This window comes from Micromonospora sp. NPDC051924, assembly GCF_055586005.1.
In genome coordinates this window covers 1-13,497 of sequence record NZ_JBVJJA010000064.1, presented here as the reverse complement: position 1 = coordinate 13,497, position 13,497 = coordinate 1, and the positions used below count along the sequence as shown (strand labels likewise).

Genomic DNA, 13,497 nt, shown 5'->3' with positions numbered 1-13,497 from the left:
GGAGGAGACCATGATCCTTGTGACAGGTGCGACGGGCAACGTCGGGCGGCGTGTGGTGGCGCGGCTGGTTGCCGCGGGTCACGGCGTACGCGCGATCACCCGCAACCCGAGCCGCGCGAATCTGCCGGCGGCCGTGGAGCCAGTGGCCGCTGACCTGGCCGATCCGGAGACCCTGCGCCCGCACCTTGATGGTGTTCAGGCCGTGTTCCTGATCTGGCCGTTCGTCGACCCGGCTGCGGCCGTGCAGCTCGCTCCGCGCGTCGCCGACGTGCTCGCCAGTGCCGGATCGCCCCGGGTCGTGTACGTGTCGGCCGCCTCCGCCGAGGCCGACCCGGACTCGTTCTGGGCCGTGGTGGAGCGCGCCGTCACCGCGTCCGGCCTGCCTTGGACGATGCTGCGTCCCACCGGAATCGCCACAAACACGCTGGGCTGGGCTGCGGCAATCCGCGCCGAGGGCCTGGTGCGCTGGCCGTACGGCGCGGCGGCCCGCTCGATGGTCCACGAGGACGACATCGCGGCGGTCGCAGTCGAGGCGCTGACCAGCAACCGGCACGACAAGCAGACCTACGTGCTCAGCGGCCCGGAGACGGTCACCCAGGCCGAGCAGGTGCGCATCATCGGCGAGGTGATCGGCCGCGACCTGCACTGGCAGGACGTGCCCGCCCAGGCTGTACGCCCGATGCTGGCCGTGGCGATGGGCAGCCCCGCGTTCGCGAATGCGGCATTGGCCGGCTGGGCTGCCCTGGTGGAAACGCCGGAGCAGGTGACCGGTGACGTGGCGGCGGTACTGGGCCGCCCCGCCCGTACGTTTGCCCAGTGGGCGGCCGACCACGCGGCCGACTTCGCCTGAGCCGCTCAAGGGGACAGGTGCTCTCCAGCCGCCAGCAGAGCACACCTGCCTACTGAGAAGGCCCACGCGATTCGCGCAATGCCGGAACGACGATGATCCGATGCGCGCTCATCGGCATGTCCGCAAGGGAACCGCACCGAGGGTGACCGACGCAGCGTGACCGGTGTGCGGGCCCCAATGCGCACGATCGGCGGCAATAGCGGATGGGCGTCGATCACTCGGTGAGGAATGCGATCAGGGTCCTGAGGTACTCGTCTGGAACGGTCTCGTGCACCAGATGGCCGGCCGCGATCGTCGTCAGCCGGGCGTCGGCCAAACGATCGGCTAGTTCGGCAACGTGCTCCTGGGGGACATGGCTCGCTGCTCCGCCGCCGATGAGCAGAGTGGGTGCCGTGATCCGGGCGACGATGTCGGCCCATCCTGGATCCGGATCGTCGATCTCGGGCCGGACCTGCTCCACCATGTGCCAGTCGAAGGGCAGATCCCCTGCCGGACGGTCGGGAAGCCCCGGCGGTCGAGGGTGCGGGTAACCGATGTCCTCAAGCACGAGTTTGTGGACGTGCCCCTGCCATTCGGCGGCCACCCGGCAGGCCACCAGACCGCCGAGGGAATGGCCGACCAGGTCCACCGCGCCGATGTCCAGCTGGTCTAGGATGCCGATGACGTCTTGCGCGAACAGTTTCAGGCTGTACGTGCCGGGCCAGTCACTGGCACCGTGGCCGCGCAGGTCGACGGCGTACACGGTCCGCTCAGTACACAGGCCCGAGGCGATCATGTCCCAGTCGCTTGCGGTCTTTCCGGTGGCATGGAGCAGCACGGCGGGCGTCTTGTACTTGTCGACGGCTTGCCATACCCGCAGTGAGAAGTGCAGGTCACCGACCGTGATGTCTATCAGCTCAGGCACGCCCTGAGCCTCTCCGACCGTCGCCTCCGGATTCAAGACATTCCGCCGTGGGCAGAGCCACGCGCTGCATTCGGTAGGTCTGGGCACCGGCCGCCCTGCTCGCTGTTACTCGGCGTAACGCGCGGATCGCGGCAAATCCGCGCACCTGACCTTGGCTTGGTGCGGCAAGGTCGAGGCGGGACGGCGGCACCCGTTCTTCGACATGACAGCGCAGCTCCTGGTCGTTTCACCAGCCGCTTCCGCGCCGTGCGTGCGCGAGTGCCGCCGCAGGCCGATCGCCTTCCCGGCCCCCTTAACAACCCCTCGTCGGGGAGCACTAGCGCCGACAGGTTTGTTGTGAAAACCTATTGGCATGACTACTGACTCGTTACCCGCCGGCGGCGATCCCCGCCGGCTGCTGTCCGACGTGCGCGCCCTCGCTCACCGGGTGCGCGTTGACCAGCGGATGACCTGGGTCGCGCTGCTGGCGCTGGCCGCGGTGACGCTCGTGGGGATCCCGTTCGACTGGTTCGGCATGACGGTCCACTGCCACCCCGACGGCAGCTGCCAGTTCGCGCGCCGTGGCGTGCTGTACTACTGGCCGCCGGCGCTGCTGCTGGCGTACACGGTCATCGCCGTCTGCTACGTGCGGGCCGCGCGGGCGCGGGGGCTGGGTGCCCGGGTCCTGCCCTACACGATCACCGGTGCCGCGACGACCGCCGTGTTCACCGCCGCATGGGTGGCCGCCGCCCTGTACTTCCCGAGCCACCCGGCACCGATCCACCCGCTCCCGTACTGGTGGATCGTGCTGGACCGGCTGATCGCACCGTGGGGCATGATCGGGCTCGCGTTGCTGGTGCTGGCCCGGCTGGAGCGCAACCTCGGGCTGCTGCTGTTCACCGCCGGCTACCTGGCGTTGGTGCTGCTGGTGCTGCCGATGGACTCAGGCTGGGGACCGCCCCACTGGGGAATCCGGGCGCACTTCGCGATGCCGCAACTCATCAGCGGCATTGTGCTGCTGCTGGGCGCGGCCGGCTTCGCGGCCGCCCGCCGGCGGCACCGGTGACGGCCGTGACCGACACCCCGGACCCAGATGCCACGCACCCGGTCACCGGGCTGGACGACGTAGTGCACCAGCGAGTGCGACTCGGCATCCTCACCATCGCGCACGAGGCCCGCCGCGTCGAGTTCGGCTACCTGCGCACCCAACTCGACCTGACCGCCGGCAACCTCTCCAAGCACCTGAGCGTGCTCGAGGCCGCCGCCCTGATCGAGGTCGAGAAGGGCTACGAGGGCCGCCGCGGCCGCACCTGGATCACCCTCACCCCCGCCGGCACCACCGCGCTCGCCGAGGAGATCGAGCGACTGAAGCTGCTCATCGCACGATTCGAGATCCCCGACAACCCGGAGGACCGATGACAACGGCACTGACCCGCCGACACGTGCTCACCGCCGCACTCGCTGCCGGGGCCGCCGTACCGCTCGCCGGCATCGGCCGCGCCTCGGCCGCCATACCCGGCCCGCCCCGCCTCAGCCTGCCCCGACCGACCGGGCCGTACCGGCTAGGCACCGTGTCGCTGCACCTGGTCGACACATCGCGCCCAGACCCCGTCGCCGGTCGTGGCCACCACCGCGAGCTGATGGCGAGCGTCTGGTATCCCGCGTCGGGGGGCGCCCGGCGTCATCCGGTGGCACCGTGGCTGTCGGCCGCGCCGATGGGTGCGCTGCTCGCGGCCAACGGGTTCGACGCCGATGCCGCGGCGGCGCCGTTCACGGCCGGCCACGAAGGCGCTCCCGCGCTGCGGCCGGCCGGCCGGCGACCCGTGGTCGTGTTCTCCCACGGCGCCAACGGTCACCGTTCCGAGACCACCATCGTCGTTCAGGAACTCGCCAGCCACGGCTACGTCGTGGCCACGGTGGACCACCCGTACGACTCGTTCGGCGAGTTCCCCGACGGCCGGCCCACCGTCCCCGACGACGACGTGTCGGTCACACCCTGGGACCACGCCCACGACATCCAATTCGTCCTCGACCGCATCGAGGACCTCGCCGCCGGCCGCAACCCCGACGCCCAGCGCCGCCCGCTGCCGGCCGGCCTGGGCGCCGCGCTCGACCTACGTCGCATCGGCATGTTCGGCTGGTCGAAGGGCGCGACCGCCACCGCCCTCGTCATGAACCAGGATCGGCGCGTCCGGGCCGGGCTCAGCTTCGACGGCCCGATGCAGTCCCAACCGCCCGTCGCCGACCTCGACCGGCCGTTCATGCTGATGACCGCGGAATTCACCCGGGCCGCCGAACCGAGCGTCGAGCAGCTCTGGTCGCACCTGCACGGATGGCGGCGCAACGTGCACGCCGACGGCGCGCTCCACGGAGGGTACTGCGATCACCAGTGGCTCATCCCGCAACTGGCGAGCGTCATCGGGATGAGCGACGAGGACCTCGCCGGCTGGGTCGGCACCCTCGACCCGGCCCGGGCGGTACGCATCCAGCAGGCATACCCGCTCGCCTTCTTCAACCTGCACCTACGCCACCAGCAGCAGCACCTGCTCGAAGGCCCGAACCCGGCCTTCCCGGAGGTCCGATTCGTCCCCTGACCCGCGTCCATCAGGGGTTCAGCTGATCACCGCCGCCGCCACGGCTCTCGGCGTCGCGCTGGTACCGGCCACCGTCATCCCGCCCGGCCCCAACCGCCGTGACGCTCCCGCGTACGGCGCGGCGGCATTCTGGTGTTGATCCAATATCCGCTTCTCGGCATGTCCGGACGCCTCGCTCAGCGGCAGCTGGCGCTACGCTCCGTGACGCGCGGTCGGCGGCAGTTGCGGATGCCTAGTCGCTAGGTCCGTCGAGGTTTTGGCGCGTCTGGCCACGGGCCGACCGATCGGCCGCGGGTGAAACGATCATGTGGTGTTTCGGATACGCGGTGGCCCTGCCGGGCCAAAATGCGTAGGACGGCACAGGCACGTAGTGCACGCTAAGCAGCGTGGATCTCTCCTACCCCTGCGTGTGCTGCGGATACCGCACGCTGTCGGAACCCCCAGGATCTCATGAGATCTGCCCCATCTGCGGGTGGGAGGACGACATATACCAGCTCCGCTGGCCCAACCGGCCGGGCGGCGCGAACGAACCGTCGTTGGTCGACGCCCAGCAACTCTTCAACAGATCGGGTGCGAGCCGCGAGCGGCCTAGCGCCGACGCGGCCGATTTCGATCGTGAACCCTTCTGGCGGCCTATCGATTCCGGCCGTGACCGGTTCGAGCCACGCGGCGGGAACCTGGCCCCCTGGCCCGAGGACCGAACGGTCCTGTACTGGTGGCGACGGCGTACCGGGACAGCTTGGTGGGAGGCGGTCACACCAGGTGTCCTCGCCTTCGACGATGAAGACGACACACAAGTCCTTGCGTTTATCGACGCCGTGCGGGGCGTCGCTGCCATAGCGCCGCCAGCGGACCCGGACAACCTCTCGGGCATGGCGATCGACTTCGACCACTACCTGTGGCGATGTCCTTCGGTCCGGGAGGTCATGGTGTCCAGTAGCGCGGATCCGGCCCGTCAACTGACAGCACGCTGTCTCCTCGAACAGGCGTCTTCACTGCGACGCGTCGCAGCGGAGATCGAGGAAGTATGGCTGCGGGACCTGCGCTACCAGCACTGGGAGGCTCATCTGCTGCGAGTGACGCCTACGTCAGTGGAACTCGACGTTGCGACGCAGATCAGTGAAGACGGCTACTACGTAACGGGTTCGATCATCGCAAGGTGGTCAGACTTTGCCGATGTACCCGAAGACACCGGGTAGCCGGCCACGGTCCGTAACGCCCGGTCGGCGGCAGAAGAGTGCACCTGGCCGTGTTCTCGGCCCCATCGTCCGTGCCTCCGTGATCTATCGTGCCCTTCGTCGCACAAGGACCCGGAGGGTGGCCAACGATGGCTCGTACGCAGCTGTACCTCGTCCGCCACGGCGAACAGGATCCAGCGTCCGATCACGCCCCGGATGGAGGCCTTTCGCAACTCGGTCGCGAGCAGGCGGACCGGCTGGGCCGGCGGCTGCGTACAGTGCCTTTTTCGGCGGTCCACCACAGCCCGTTGGCCCGGGCAGCCCAGACCGCCGACATCATCGCCGGCCATCTCCCACAGGTGCCGCGACACGGCTGCGGTTTTGTAGCAGACCGAACCCCGGTGCCCTCCGCCGCGCAACGCGGCCGATACCCGGACCGGTGGCATGCCTGGCTGGACGGTGTGCCCTACGACGAACGCGACGAAGACGCTACGGCCCTGCAAGCTGCCGTCACACACTTCGGTGTCGCCGGCGACACCGACCGGCACGAACTGCTGATCACGCACAACTTCGTCATCGGGTGGTTCGTCCGCCACATGCTTGACGCCCCGGAGTGGCGGTGGATTGGCCTCAACCAGGCCAACTGCGCGATCACCATCGTGCAGTGGGATTCCGACTGGCCACCGACCTTGGTCAGCTTCAACGACACGGGGCACCTGTAACTGTGTGGCATCCGCTCATCGGCAGTTGCGGACGTCCCACAGACGCCGGCGGCCACGCTTCGCAATGCGCCGTCTGCGGCAGATCCGGATACCGGAGGTCGGCACTGATCATGACTACAAGCGACGCAGAGCTCGTTGCCCTCGGGGTCTTGCATGACGATGTGCCCGAGAGGACCGTCGCCGTACCACTCCTCGCGGACCACCGTCGCGCCGGCGGCAACTAGCTCGGGCACTTACTGCCGGATCACTCGGACGCGCTCAACCATGTCCCAGGGGCCTGGGCGGGCACTCGGATATCGGTATGCATTCGGTTCGTGGCGGACTTGGACTCAGCGACACGGGCGAAGGAATCCGGACATTCTTCATGCAGGCCGCAGGGGCAAGCATGATGAGTCGCCGGCTGACGCCAAGTGGTCACTTCAGGACGTGAAAGCGCAGGTGCGTGACGTGTGGTGATTCGATCACTGCGGTACGCTCAAGTTCGATGTGGTCGGTGCCGAGGTGGTCGAACAGGCGCGTGCCGGTACCGAGGAACACCGGTACGAGTTGGACGTGGATCTCGTCCACCAGCCCGGCCTTGACGAACTGTTGTCCTGTGGTGGGACCGCCCATGATGAGGACGCTCCGGTCGCCCGCTGCTTGTCGCGCCTGGCGCAGCGTGCTGTGGAGTCCGTCGTTGACGAACGTGAAGGCGTCGCTCTTCATCTTCAACGGGTCGCGCGACTCATGAGTGACCACGAAGCACGGCACCGGGAACGGAGTGTCCTGCCACAGGGCCACACCGACGTCGAACGTCCGTTTGCCGATCACCACGGCGCCGGTCGTCGCGTAACGTTCTCGTACCTGCGCGGCGTCGACCCCGACCGGGGTGACCCCGTCGGCCGCCACAGCTAAATCCCCGCCGCCGTGGAACAGCCACTCGTGCAGCCGCTCGCCACCTTTGCCCATCGGTTGTTCGACGGTGACGTCAGATCCGGCGGCGAAGCCGTCCAACGACACGCTCATGCTCAACAAGACGCGGCCCATCGGGTCCTCCTTATCGTTCACTTCTGGGTCATGCGGTGTGGGCGGGGAAGCGGCGCCGCTCGCGCCATGCGGGTACGAGGACGGGAAGCAGAGCGGCGGCGGTCAGCGCGAATCCCGCCGAGTAACCGATCGAGGCGACCAGCAGCCCGAAACCGACGGCTCCGACGCCCATCCCGGCGTCGTAGGCGAGGTTCCACAGCATGCTCACCCGCGCATAACCAGACCTCGACACGCGGGTGAACATCAGGGCCAGCGTCACGTTCTGCGCCACGCCGAATCCGGTGCCGAACAGGGTGACGCTGGCGATCACCGCCAACGGACCGTGCGCGCAGGCGAGTCCGACGGTCCCGGCAACCACGGCTATGACCGCGGGCAGGAGCAGGCTGCCTCTGTACCGGTCGCCATACCGGCCGGCCCCCAGCGGGCCAGCGGAGTAGTGCCGGCCTGCACCAGCAACGCCACCGCTGCCAGGCCAGGAGTGGTAGAGAGGCTGAGCGGGAGGAACGTCAGCAGCACTCCGGCCACCAGCGCAACGGCGGCGAAGACCACTGCCGGCACGGCTGAACCGCCCACGTCGATCGGACGCCGCGACACCCGGGTGGGCGACGGCTCGACTCGGGCCGATCGGGCGGGCAGACCCCGCACGGCCCACAGTGACAGCAACGCCAAAGCCGCGGCGGTGACGAAGACGGGTGCGAAACCGGCGTGCGTACTCAGCCACACCCCCGACGCCAGGCACACGATCGAGGGGACTCCGACGGCCGCACCATAGATCCCGAGCGCTTCGGTGCGACGAACGTCCGGCGCCAGTTCGGCCACCAGGGCGGCACCGGCGACGAACATGATCCCGGCCCCAGCACCCCGCAGCAGGCACACCCCGAGCACCACGGGCGGCCACGACGACGCTAGAAGCAGGACGGCGGGCGCCCCGAGCAGCAGCAGGGCCAGCGCTACCACCGTCTGGTAGCCGTGTCTGGTGATGAGAGCCGGCGCGGCCAACTCGGTCAACACCGTGCCGAGCATCAGCACCCCGGTACACAGGCCCGCGCCCATCCCGCCGGCGCCGGTCCCAGCGACATAGGCCGGTACGACCGGCATCAGCAGGTAGAAGCTACCGAGTGCGCCGAGCGAGGACACCAACAGCCGCACGATGGGCGGGGTCAGTAGCGGCTGGACGATCGTGGTCACCGGAACGGTCGCCTGCTCGGCCGGCGGAGGATGGGCCATGCGGGAACAGTAGGTTCCCACCGGTTCAGCAGTAAGGTCCAGTTCCATGCCCGTTGAATGGACCGGTTCTGGACCGGACCTGCCCCTGCCAATCGACCGGAACAGCACGGAACCGCTGCGCGACCAGATCGAACGCGCGCTGCGGGAAGCCATCAGAACCGGTCGGCTGGGCAGCGGGGAACGGTTGCCCTCGTCTCGCGTGCTGGCCGCCAACCTCGGCCTCTCCCGCGGCCTGGTCACCGAGTGTTATGCACAACTGCGAGCCGAGGGCTATCTCGTCACATCGCCCGGCTCGGCCACCCGAGTGGCAGTCACCGCCGGCCCGTCACGGCACCGTTCGGTGCGGGCCACCGACAGCGAACCGGTCCGTATCGACTTCCGGCCTGCCGTACCCGACCTCTCCAGCTTTCCCCGAGAAGACTGGGGCCGCGCGGTACGCCGCGCCTGCCAACAGGCGCCCACCGAGGTGCTCGGCTACCCCGACCCATACGGCACACCAGCGCTGCGTGAGGTGCTCGCCGCCTATTTACGACGGGTCCGTGGCGCCGCCGCAGACCCCAGTCAGACGGTGGTCTGCGCCGGATATGCGCAAGGGTTGCAACTGCTCCTGCGCGCACTCGCCGACGACGGTATCCGGACCGTGGCGGTCGAGGATCCCGGCGATCCGGACCACTACACGATCGGCAAGGTAATGGGGCTGGACGTCATCGCGGTACCCGTCGACGACCAAGGCATCGACGTCGAAGCTCTCGCGGCGACCGACGCCGGCGCCGTGATCCTCACCCCAGCGCACCAATCTCCCACCGGCGTCGTCCTGACCCCCGAACGACGACACGCCGTCGTCGCCTGGGCAGCAGCCCGAGACGCGACGATCATCGAGGACGACTACGACGCGGAATTCCGGTACGACCGCGAGCCGGTCGGCGCCGTCCAAGGCCTCGCCCCAGACCGCGTGGCGCTGCTCGGCTCGGTCAGCAAGTCACTCGCACCCGCCCTGCGGCTCGGCTGGGCGCTGACACCCCCACACCTGTCGGCCGCGGTCGCCGAGCACAAACAACTCACCGACCGCGGTTCACCCGTCATCGACCAACTCGCCCTCGCCGAGCTACTGCGAAGCGGCACGTACGACCGGCACCTACGCCACATGCGCCGCCGCTACGCCGCACGCCGCGGAGCCCTCGTGGAAGCGCTACGGAAAAACGCCCCCGGCATCGAGCTTCTGGGTCTCGCCGCCGGCTTCCACGCCGTCGCCCAGCTGCCACCCAGCGCCGACGAACAGGCCATCGTCGAAGCCGCCCGACGTCGATCCGTCGGCCTCTACGGCATGAACAGCTACCGCATGACGTCGCATACGCGCACACCGCAACTCGTTCTCGGCTTCGGCAACCTCACCACAGACGCCATCTACGAGGGCATCCACATCGTCGCCGATCTGCTGCAAGCCGCTTGACCTCCTCCATCATGCCGTTGTCGTAGCAGGCGCCGATCGATCCCATCGACGGTGCCAGGCCGGCTTCCTGCACCCGGCGGGTGAAGGCTTGTTCAGCGTGGGCCGGGGGCTTCTGCGGGTGACCGCCCTGGCGCAGTTCGTCGGTATGCAGCGGGTATGCTCGGAGTATGACTCGCCGTATCACGATCAGCCTGCCTGACGATGTGGCCGCGTACGTGGAGCGCACACAGAGCAACACGTCTGGTTTCATCGCCGGGATCCTCCGCCGCAAGATGCGCGCCGACGACCTACGCGCCAGGTGGGCGGAGCTGGGCTACGTGGTGACCGACGAGGACGTGGAGCGGACGAGGCAACGCCTCGCCGAGCTCCCGCCGATCAGCGACGAGCAGCATGCCCGCAACCTCGAGTGGCTTCGCCAGTTCGACGACGAGGGGACCGCCGCCGCGTGAACGGCTTGGTCCTGGACACCTCCGCGCTTCTCGCCTACGCCTCGGGGACCAGCATCGAACCGGGTGCCATCCTGACCCTCGCCGAGGAGGACCCGGAGCAGCAGGTGTGGGTCCCCGCCCTGTGTCTCGGGCAGGCGCACCTCCAGCTGGCGGGCACCGCCGCCGCCACGATGCTCGACCTTCTGTTCAGCGAGGACCGGGACATCCACGTGGCCGTCTACGACGCCGCCACGAGCCGGCGCGTCGCCCGGATCGCCGCCCGAGCGAACGTGCCGCTCGACGTCGCCCACGCCGTCGCCACCGCCGTCCTCTACCGCTGCTACCTGGTCACCCGGGACGCGAAGGCCGTGGCACCCGCGCTGCCCCCGGGCCTGGAGATCCTCGACATCAGCGAAACCTGGGACTGACGCCCTTCCCGGTGCCGGTTCGCCGGGCGACGCGGGCGCTGGGCAGGGCCGTGGAGCCTGCCGGTGATCGCGCTGAAGGCACTGCAGGTGCAGGTCAAACCACTGGTGGAGGATCTCCGCGGGCAGGTCGTGGAGGCGCCGGACCTGCGGGCGGAGCTGCGCCAGGAGTACGACCGGGCGAAGGCCGCCGAGCGGGTCGGCGCGAGTTTCGAGACGTGGTTCGATGATGTGGTCGACCAGGCGGGGGTGGCCTGGGTGCTCAGCTGCGTGTTCGTCCGGTTTCGCGAGGACAACGAGCTGGTCGACCAGCTCTGGATGCTGCTCGGACGTCGGACTTGGCAGAACTTCATCACCGCATGGGGACGCTCGACCGACGGCAACCCCTTTACCGCGCACATGAACGAGGCCACCAAGTACGTCGTGTCGAGGACCCTGGAGAACGTGGATAACTGGCAGAACTCGATCCTGCTGCGGGGCGACGCAGTCGACACCGTGGCCGAGCTGAAGGCGGCCCCACTGACCGAGTTCGATCTCACCGGTAGCGTCACCACCAGCAAGGGCGTGATCATCGCGCACTACACGCGCCGGTGACGAGCGGCCGTGCCGCGGGCGCGACTGCCAAGCCTGTCCCGAGACACGACACCGGCTGCCGCCGATGCCTCGTCTCGCATGATGGTTGACGGGGCGGATCCGTCTCAACACATGCACGACAGCTGGCCCTTGGTTGCTCAGTCGTCCTGGCCTAGACGATCTTCGCATTTGACTTGCGTAGGGTCACGGCCGTGACAGCGGTGATAACGGCGGTGATGACCGCAAGTGAATAGAACGCGTTGGCGATGTTCGTGTGATCTGCAAGCGCGGCGACCAGTACGGTGATCACGGCACTCAGGCCGAGGCCGGCCGCGTTGGTGGCGCCGAAGACCTGGCCGGCTTTACGCTCGGGCACGCTGGCCAGCAGCAGGCTACGGGTTGCCACCCGGGCCAGCCCGACCAGAGCGCCGGCGATGGGGATGCCCGCCAGAAGAACGGACAGATGCAGCGGCTCCACGGCCACGATGACCGCACAGCCGACGATGCCGATGATGGCGATGCGAAGATGGCCGAACCTGGCGGGAAGTCGGGGGTAGAGGGCGGCGGCGGTCACGAACCCGACCCCGGCCAGTGCGTCCACCAGCCCGTAGGTACCCGCGCCCTGGTGGAAGGCTTGGTACACCAAGACGATCAAGATGGTGTTGCCGACCATGGTCAACACCGTGCAGGTGGCGTAGAGAAGACCGAGGCGCAGCATCGGTGCGGCGGTGCGGCCGGTCCGCGTGCCGTTGCCGATGGCCGCCGGATGGGCACGCTCGGCGCGGGCAGGGCCCCGGCCGATCAGATACATGGCCAGGGCCGAGACGAGGAAGGTGGCGCCGTTGAAGAAGAACAGCGGCGTGGGCCCGAACAGGTGGATGGCGAATCCGCCCACCGCTGCGGAGAGCAAGTTTCCGGCCTGCAAGGCGATCTCGTAGTGCGCGCTGAACCGTACGAGGCGACCCGGGGCGACCCGCTCCTTCATCAGGGCGTTGCTTGCTGGCATGAACATCGCGGCCAGCGCGGCGAGCGCGAAACTGACCAGGTAGGCCACAGATGTGGGTGCCTCGCCCAGCAGCAGCCAGACCGGCAGCGACAATGCCGCCAGGGCGCTGGCCACATCCGCGATCAGGCAGAGCATCCGCCGGTCGTAACGGTCGGCGATCCGCCCGAACACCAGCGACAGCAACGCCGGTGGCACGGACGCCGCGATGAACAGCCATCCCACCGACAGTGCGCTGCCCGCGGTCGTGAAGACCAGGATCGCGGAGGCGACGAGCTGGATGCCGTTGCCCAAGCTCGTGACAAAGGTAGCCGGCAGGAGCAGTCGCTCGGCTCGACCCCCCGTCGGTGGCGTAGCCAACGGTTCGACTAGCGGCACGCGAGAATCGATCGATGCGGTCCGGGCCCCAAGCATCTGCGTGGGCGAGGTGGTGGTCATGTGCACAGCCTCCGTGAACTTCCCTGACAAATTACGTCAGTGAAGTTGGGTGGCCTCGACCACACCAAGCGAATTCGCCGCGACTACGCCTACCAGCCCCATCCCACCAGGCTGACCGATCCCGCTGCCGCCACCTCAAATGCGAGCCCACGTCGCAGAAGGCATCCCCACGCCGACCCGCCGCCGGAAGACGTCCAAGTGCAGGCCCGCAGTTCCACGAACGGGGCGAGGTCGCGGACCTGCACCAGCGGACGGGAGTCGGCGGTCGCATGATCGTCACGGCGTGGATCGCATACCGCAGCCCGGGCCCGGGTGGTCTTAAGGGGGTGTCTCAGTTGGTGATCTTTGCGAGTCGGCGGTGGCAGATGAGGATGGCGGCGAGGTCGGCGAAGGCTTGGAAGTGCTCGGCTTTGCGTTCGTAGCGGCGCGCGAGGCGGCGGTTGTTGGTGAACCAGGACAGGCACGACTCGACGATCCACCGGTGCCGGCCGAGACGCTGGGAGGACTCGACGCCTTTGCGGGCGATTCGCACGACGATGCCCCGGCGGCGGACCTCGGCCCGGATCGCCTTGTGGTCGTAGGCCTTGTCCGCGTGCAGCTTGCCGGGACGGCGGCGGGGCCGGCCGCGACGGCCCCGCACCGGCGTGAAGGCATCCAACAACGGGAACAGCAACTGCGCGTCCGGGGTGTTCGCGGCGGA

General features: G+C 68.6%; 16 protein-coding genes and 1 pseudogene. 10 read left to right on the top strand and 7 right to left on the bottom strand.

Annotation, left to right across the window (positions count from 1 at the left end; all coding sequences use genetic code 11):
• Positions 1 to 10 precede the first annotated feature (10 nt).
• A complete protein-coding gene (locus ACZ6S5_RS31690; RefSeq protein WP_466005908.1) occupies positions 11 to 850 on the top strand; it encodes an SDR family oxidoreductase in 840 nt (279 codons plus the stop codon).
• Positions 851 to 1,064: 214 nt separating this feature from the next.
• Here the strand turns inward: ACZ6S5_RS31690 and ACZ6S5_RS31685 are convergent, their stop codons facing one another.
• Entirely contained in the window at positions 1,065 to 1,754 is a 690-nt protein-coding gene (locus ACZ6S5_RS31685) for an alpha/beta fold hydrolase (RefSeq protein WP_466005907.1), read from the bottom strand.
• A gap of 352 nt (positions 1,755 to 2,106) precedes the next feature.
• Here ACZ6S5_RS31685 and ACZ6S5_RS31680 point away from each other — a divergent pair, with 352 nt between their 5' ends.
• The 5 genes from ACZ6S5_RS31680 (at position 2,107) to ACZ6S5_RS31660 (ending at position 6,227) form a co-directional block, all read left to right on the top strand.
• Positions 2,107 to 2,799 carry a hypothetical protein gene (locus tag ACZ6S5_RS31680; RefSeq protein ID WP_466005906.1) on the top strand — a complete coding sequence of 231 codons (693 nt, stop codon included), beginning with the start codon at positions 2,107 to 2,109 and terminating at the stop codon, positions 2,797 to 2,799.
• The gene (locus tag ACZ6S5_RS31675; protein ID WP_466005905.1) at positions 2,796 to 3,152 is read left to right on the top strand and encodes a transcriptional regulator; all 357 of its coding nucleotides are present in this window, start codon (positions 2,796 to 2,798) and stop codon (positions 3,150 to 3,152) included. Before ACZ6S5_RS31680 ends, ACZ6S5_RS31675 begins: the two co-directional genes overlap by 4 nt.
• Positions 3,149 to 4,327, top strand: a complete 1,179-nt coding sequence (locus ACZ6S5_RS31670; RefSeq protein ID WP_466005904.1) for an alpha/beta hydrolase family protein — start codon at positions 3,149 to 3,151, stop codon at positions 4,325 to 4,327. The genes ACZ6S5_RS31675 and ACZ6S5_RS31670 overlap by 4 nt, the downstream gene beginning before the upstream one ends.
• Before the next feature lie 386 nt (positions 4,328 to 4,713).
• The gene (locus tag ACZ6S5_RS31665; protein WP_466005903.1) at positions 4,714 to 5,526 is read left to right on the top strand and encodes a CPCC family cysteine-rich protein; all 813 of its coding nucleotides are present in this window, start codon (positions 4,714 to 4,716) and stop codon (positions 5,524 to 5,526) included.
• 128 nt (positions 5,527 to 5,654) lie between these two features.
• On the top strand, positions 5,655 to 6,227 hold the full coding sequence (locus ACZ6S5_RS31660) for a histidine phosphatase family protein (RefSeq protein ID WP_466005902.1): 573 nt from the start codon (positions 5,655 to 5,657) through the stop codon (positions 6,225 to 6,227).
• Positions 6,228 to 6,361: 134 nt separating this feature from the next.
• Here ACZ6S5_RS31660 and ACZ6S5_RS31655 read toward each other — a convergent pair.
• The 4 genes and pseudogenes from ACZ6S5_RS31655 to ACZ6S5_RS31640 all read right to left on the bottom strand — a co-directional run.
• Positions 6,362 to 6,460 (bottom strand): annotated as a pseudogene (locus tag ACZ6S5_RS31655) (hypothetical protein); the annotation flags it as partial.
• A gap of 181 nt (positions 6,461 to 6,641) precedes the next feature.
• The gene (locus ACZ6S5_RS31650) at positions 6,642 to 7,253 is read right to left on the bottom strand and encodes a dihydrofolate reductase family protein (protein WP_466005901.1); all 612 of its coding nucleotides are present in this window, start codon (positions 7,251 to 7,253) and stop codon (positions 6,642 to 6,644) included.
• A gap of 28 nt (positions 7,254 to 7,281) precedes the next feature.
• Positions 7,282 to 7,563, bottom strand: a complete 282-nt coding sequence (locus tag ACZ6S5_RS31645) for a hypothetical protein (protein ID WP_466005900.1) — start codon at positions 7,561 to 7,563, stop codon at positions 7,282 to 7,284.
• A gap of 50 nt (positions 7,564 to 7,613) precedes the next feature.
• Positions 7,614 to 8,528 carry an MFS transporter gene (locus ACZ6S5_RS31640; RefSeq protein WP_466005899.1) on the bottom strand — a complete coding sequence of 305 codons (915 nt, stop codon included), beginning with the start codon at positions 8,526 to 8,528 and terminating at the stop codon, positions 7,614 to 7,616.
• On the opposite strand from ACZ6S5_RS31640, the gene pdxR reads away from it, so the two are divergent.
• The 4 genes from pdxR to ACZ6S5_RS31620 all read left to right on the top strand — a co-directional run bounded on the left by pdxR (position 8,527) and on the right by ACZ6S5_RS31620 (position 11,377).
• Positions 8,527 to 9,930 carry a MocR-like pyridoxine biosynthesis transcription factor PdxR gene (gene pdxR / locus ACZ6S5_RS31635; protein WP_466005898.1) on the top strand — a complete coding sequence of 468 codons (1,404 nt, stop codon included), beginning with the start codon at positions 8,527 to 8,529 and terminating at the stop codon, positions 9,928 to 9,930. The two genes, ACZ6S5_RS31640 and pdxR, sit on opposite strands and share 2 nt — an antisense overlap.
• 167 nt (positions 9,931 to 10,097) lie before the next feature.
• Entirely contained in the window at positions 10,098 to 10,379 is a 282-nt protein-coding gene (locus tag ACZ6S5_RS31630; protein ID WP_466005897.1) for a hypothetical protein, read from the top strand.
• Positions 10,376 to 10,786 carry a hypothetical protein gene (locus ACZ6S5_RS31625; RefSeq protein WP_466005896.1) on the top strand — a complete coding sequence of 137 codons (411 nt, stop codon included), beginning with the start codon at positions 10,376 to 10,378 and terminating at the stop codon, positions 10,784 to 10,786. Before ACZ6S5_RS31630 ends, ACZ6S5_RS31625 begins: the two co-directional genes overlap by 4 nt.
• 63 nt (positions 10,787 to 10,849) lie before the next feature.
• A complete protein-coding gene (locus ACZ6S5_RS31620; protein ID WP_466005895.1) occupies positions 10,850 to 11,377 on the top strand; it encodes a dihydrofolate reductase family protein in 528 nt (175 codons plus the stop codon).
• Between the two features lie 151 nt (positions 11,378 to 11,528).
• Here ACZ6S5_RS31620 and ACZ6S5_RS31615 read toward each other — a convergent pair whose 3' ends face one another.
• Together ACZ6S5_RS31615 and ACZ6S5_RS31610 are read right to left on the bottom strand one after the other, a co-directional pair.
• A complete protein-coding gene (locus ACZ6S5_RS31615) occupies positions 11,529 to 12,797 on the bottom strand; it encodes an MFS transporter (RefSeq protein WP_466005894.1) in 1,269 nt (422 codons plus the stop codon).
• Between the two features lie 331 nt (positions 12,798 to 13,128).
• Positions 13,129 to 13,497, bottom strand: a 369-nt coding sequence (locus tag ACZ6S5_RS31610) for a transposase (protein ID WP_466005893.1), incomplete at its 5' end; no start/stop codon positions are given.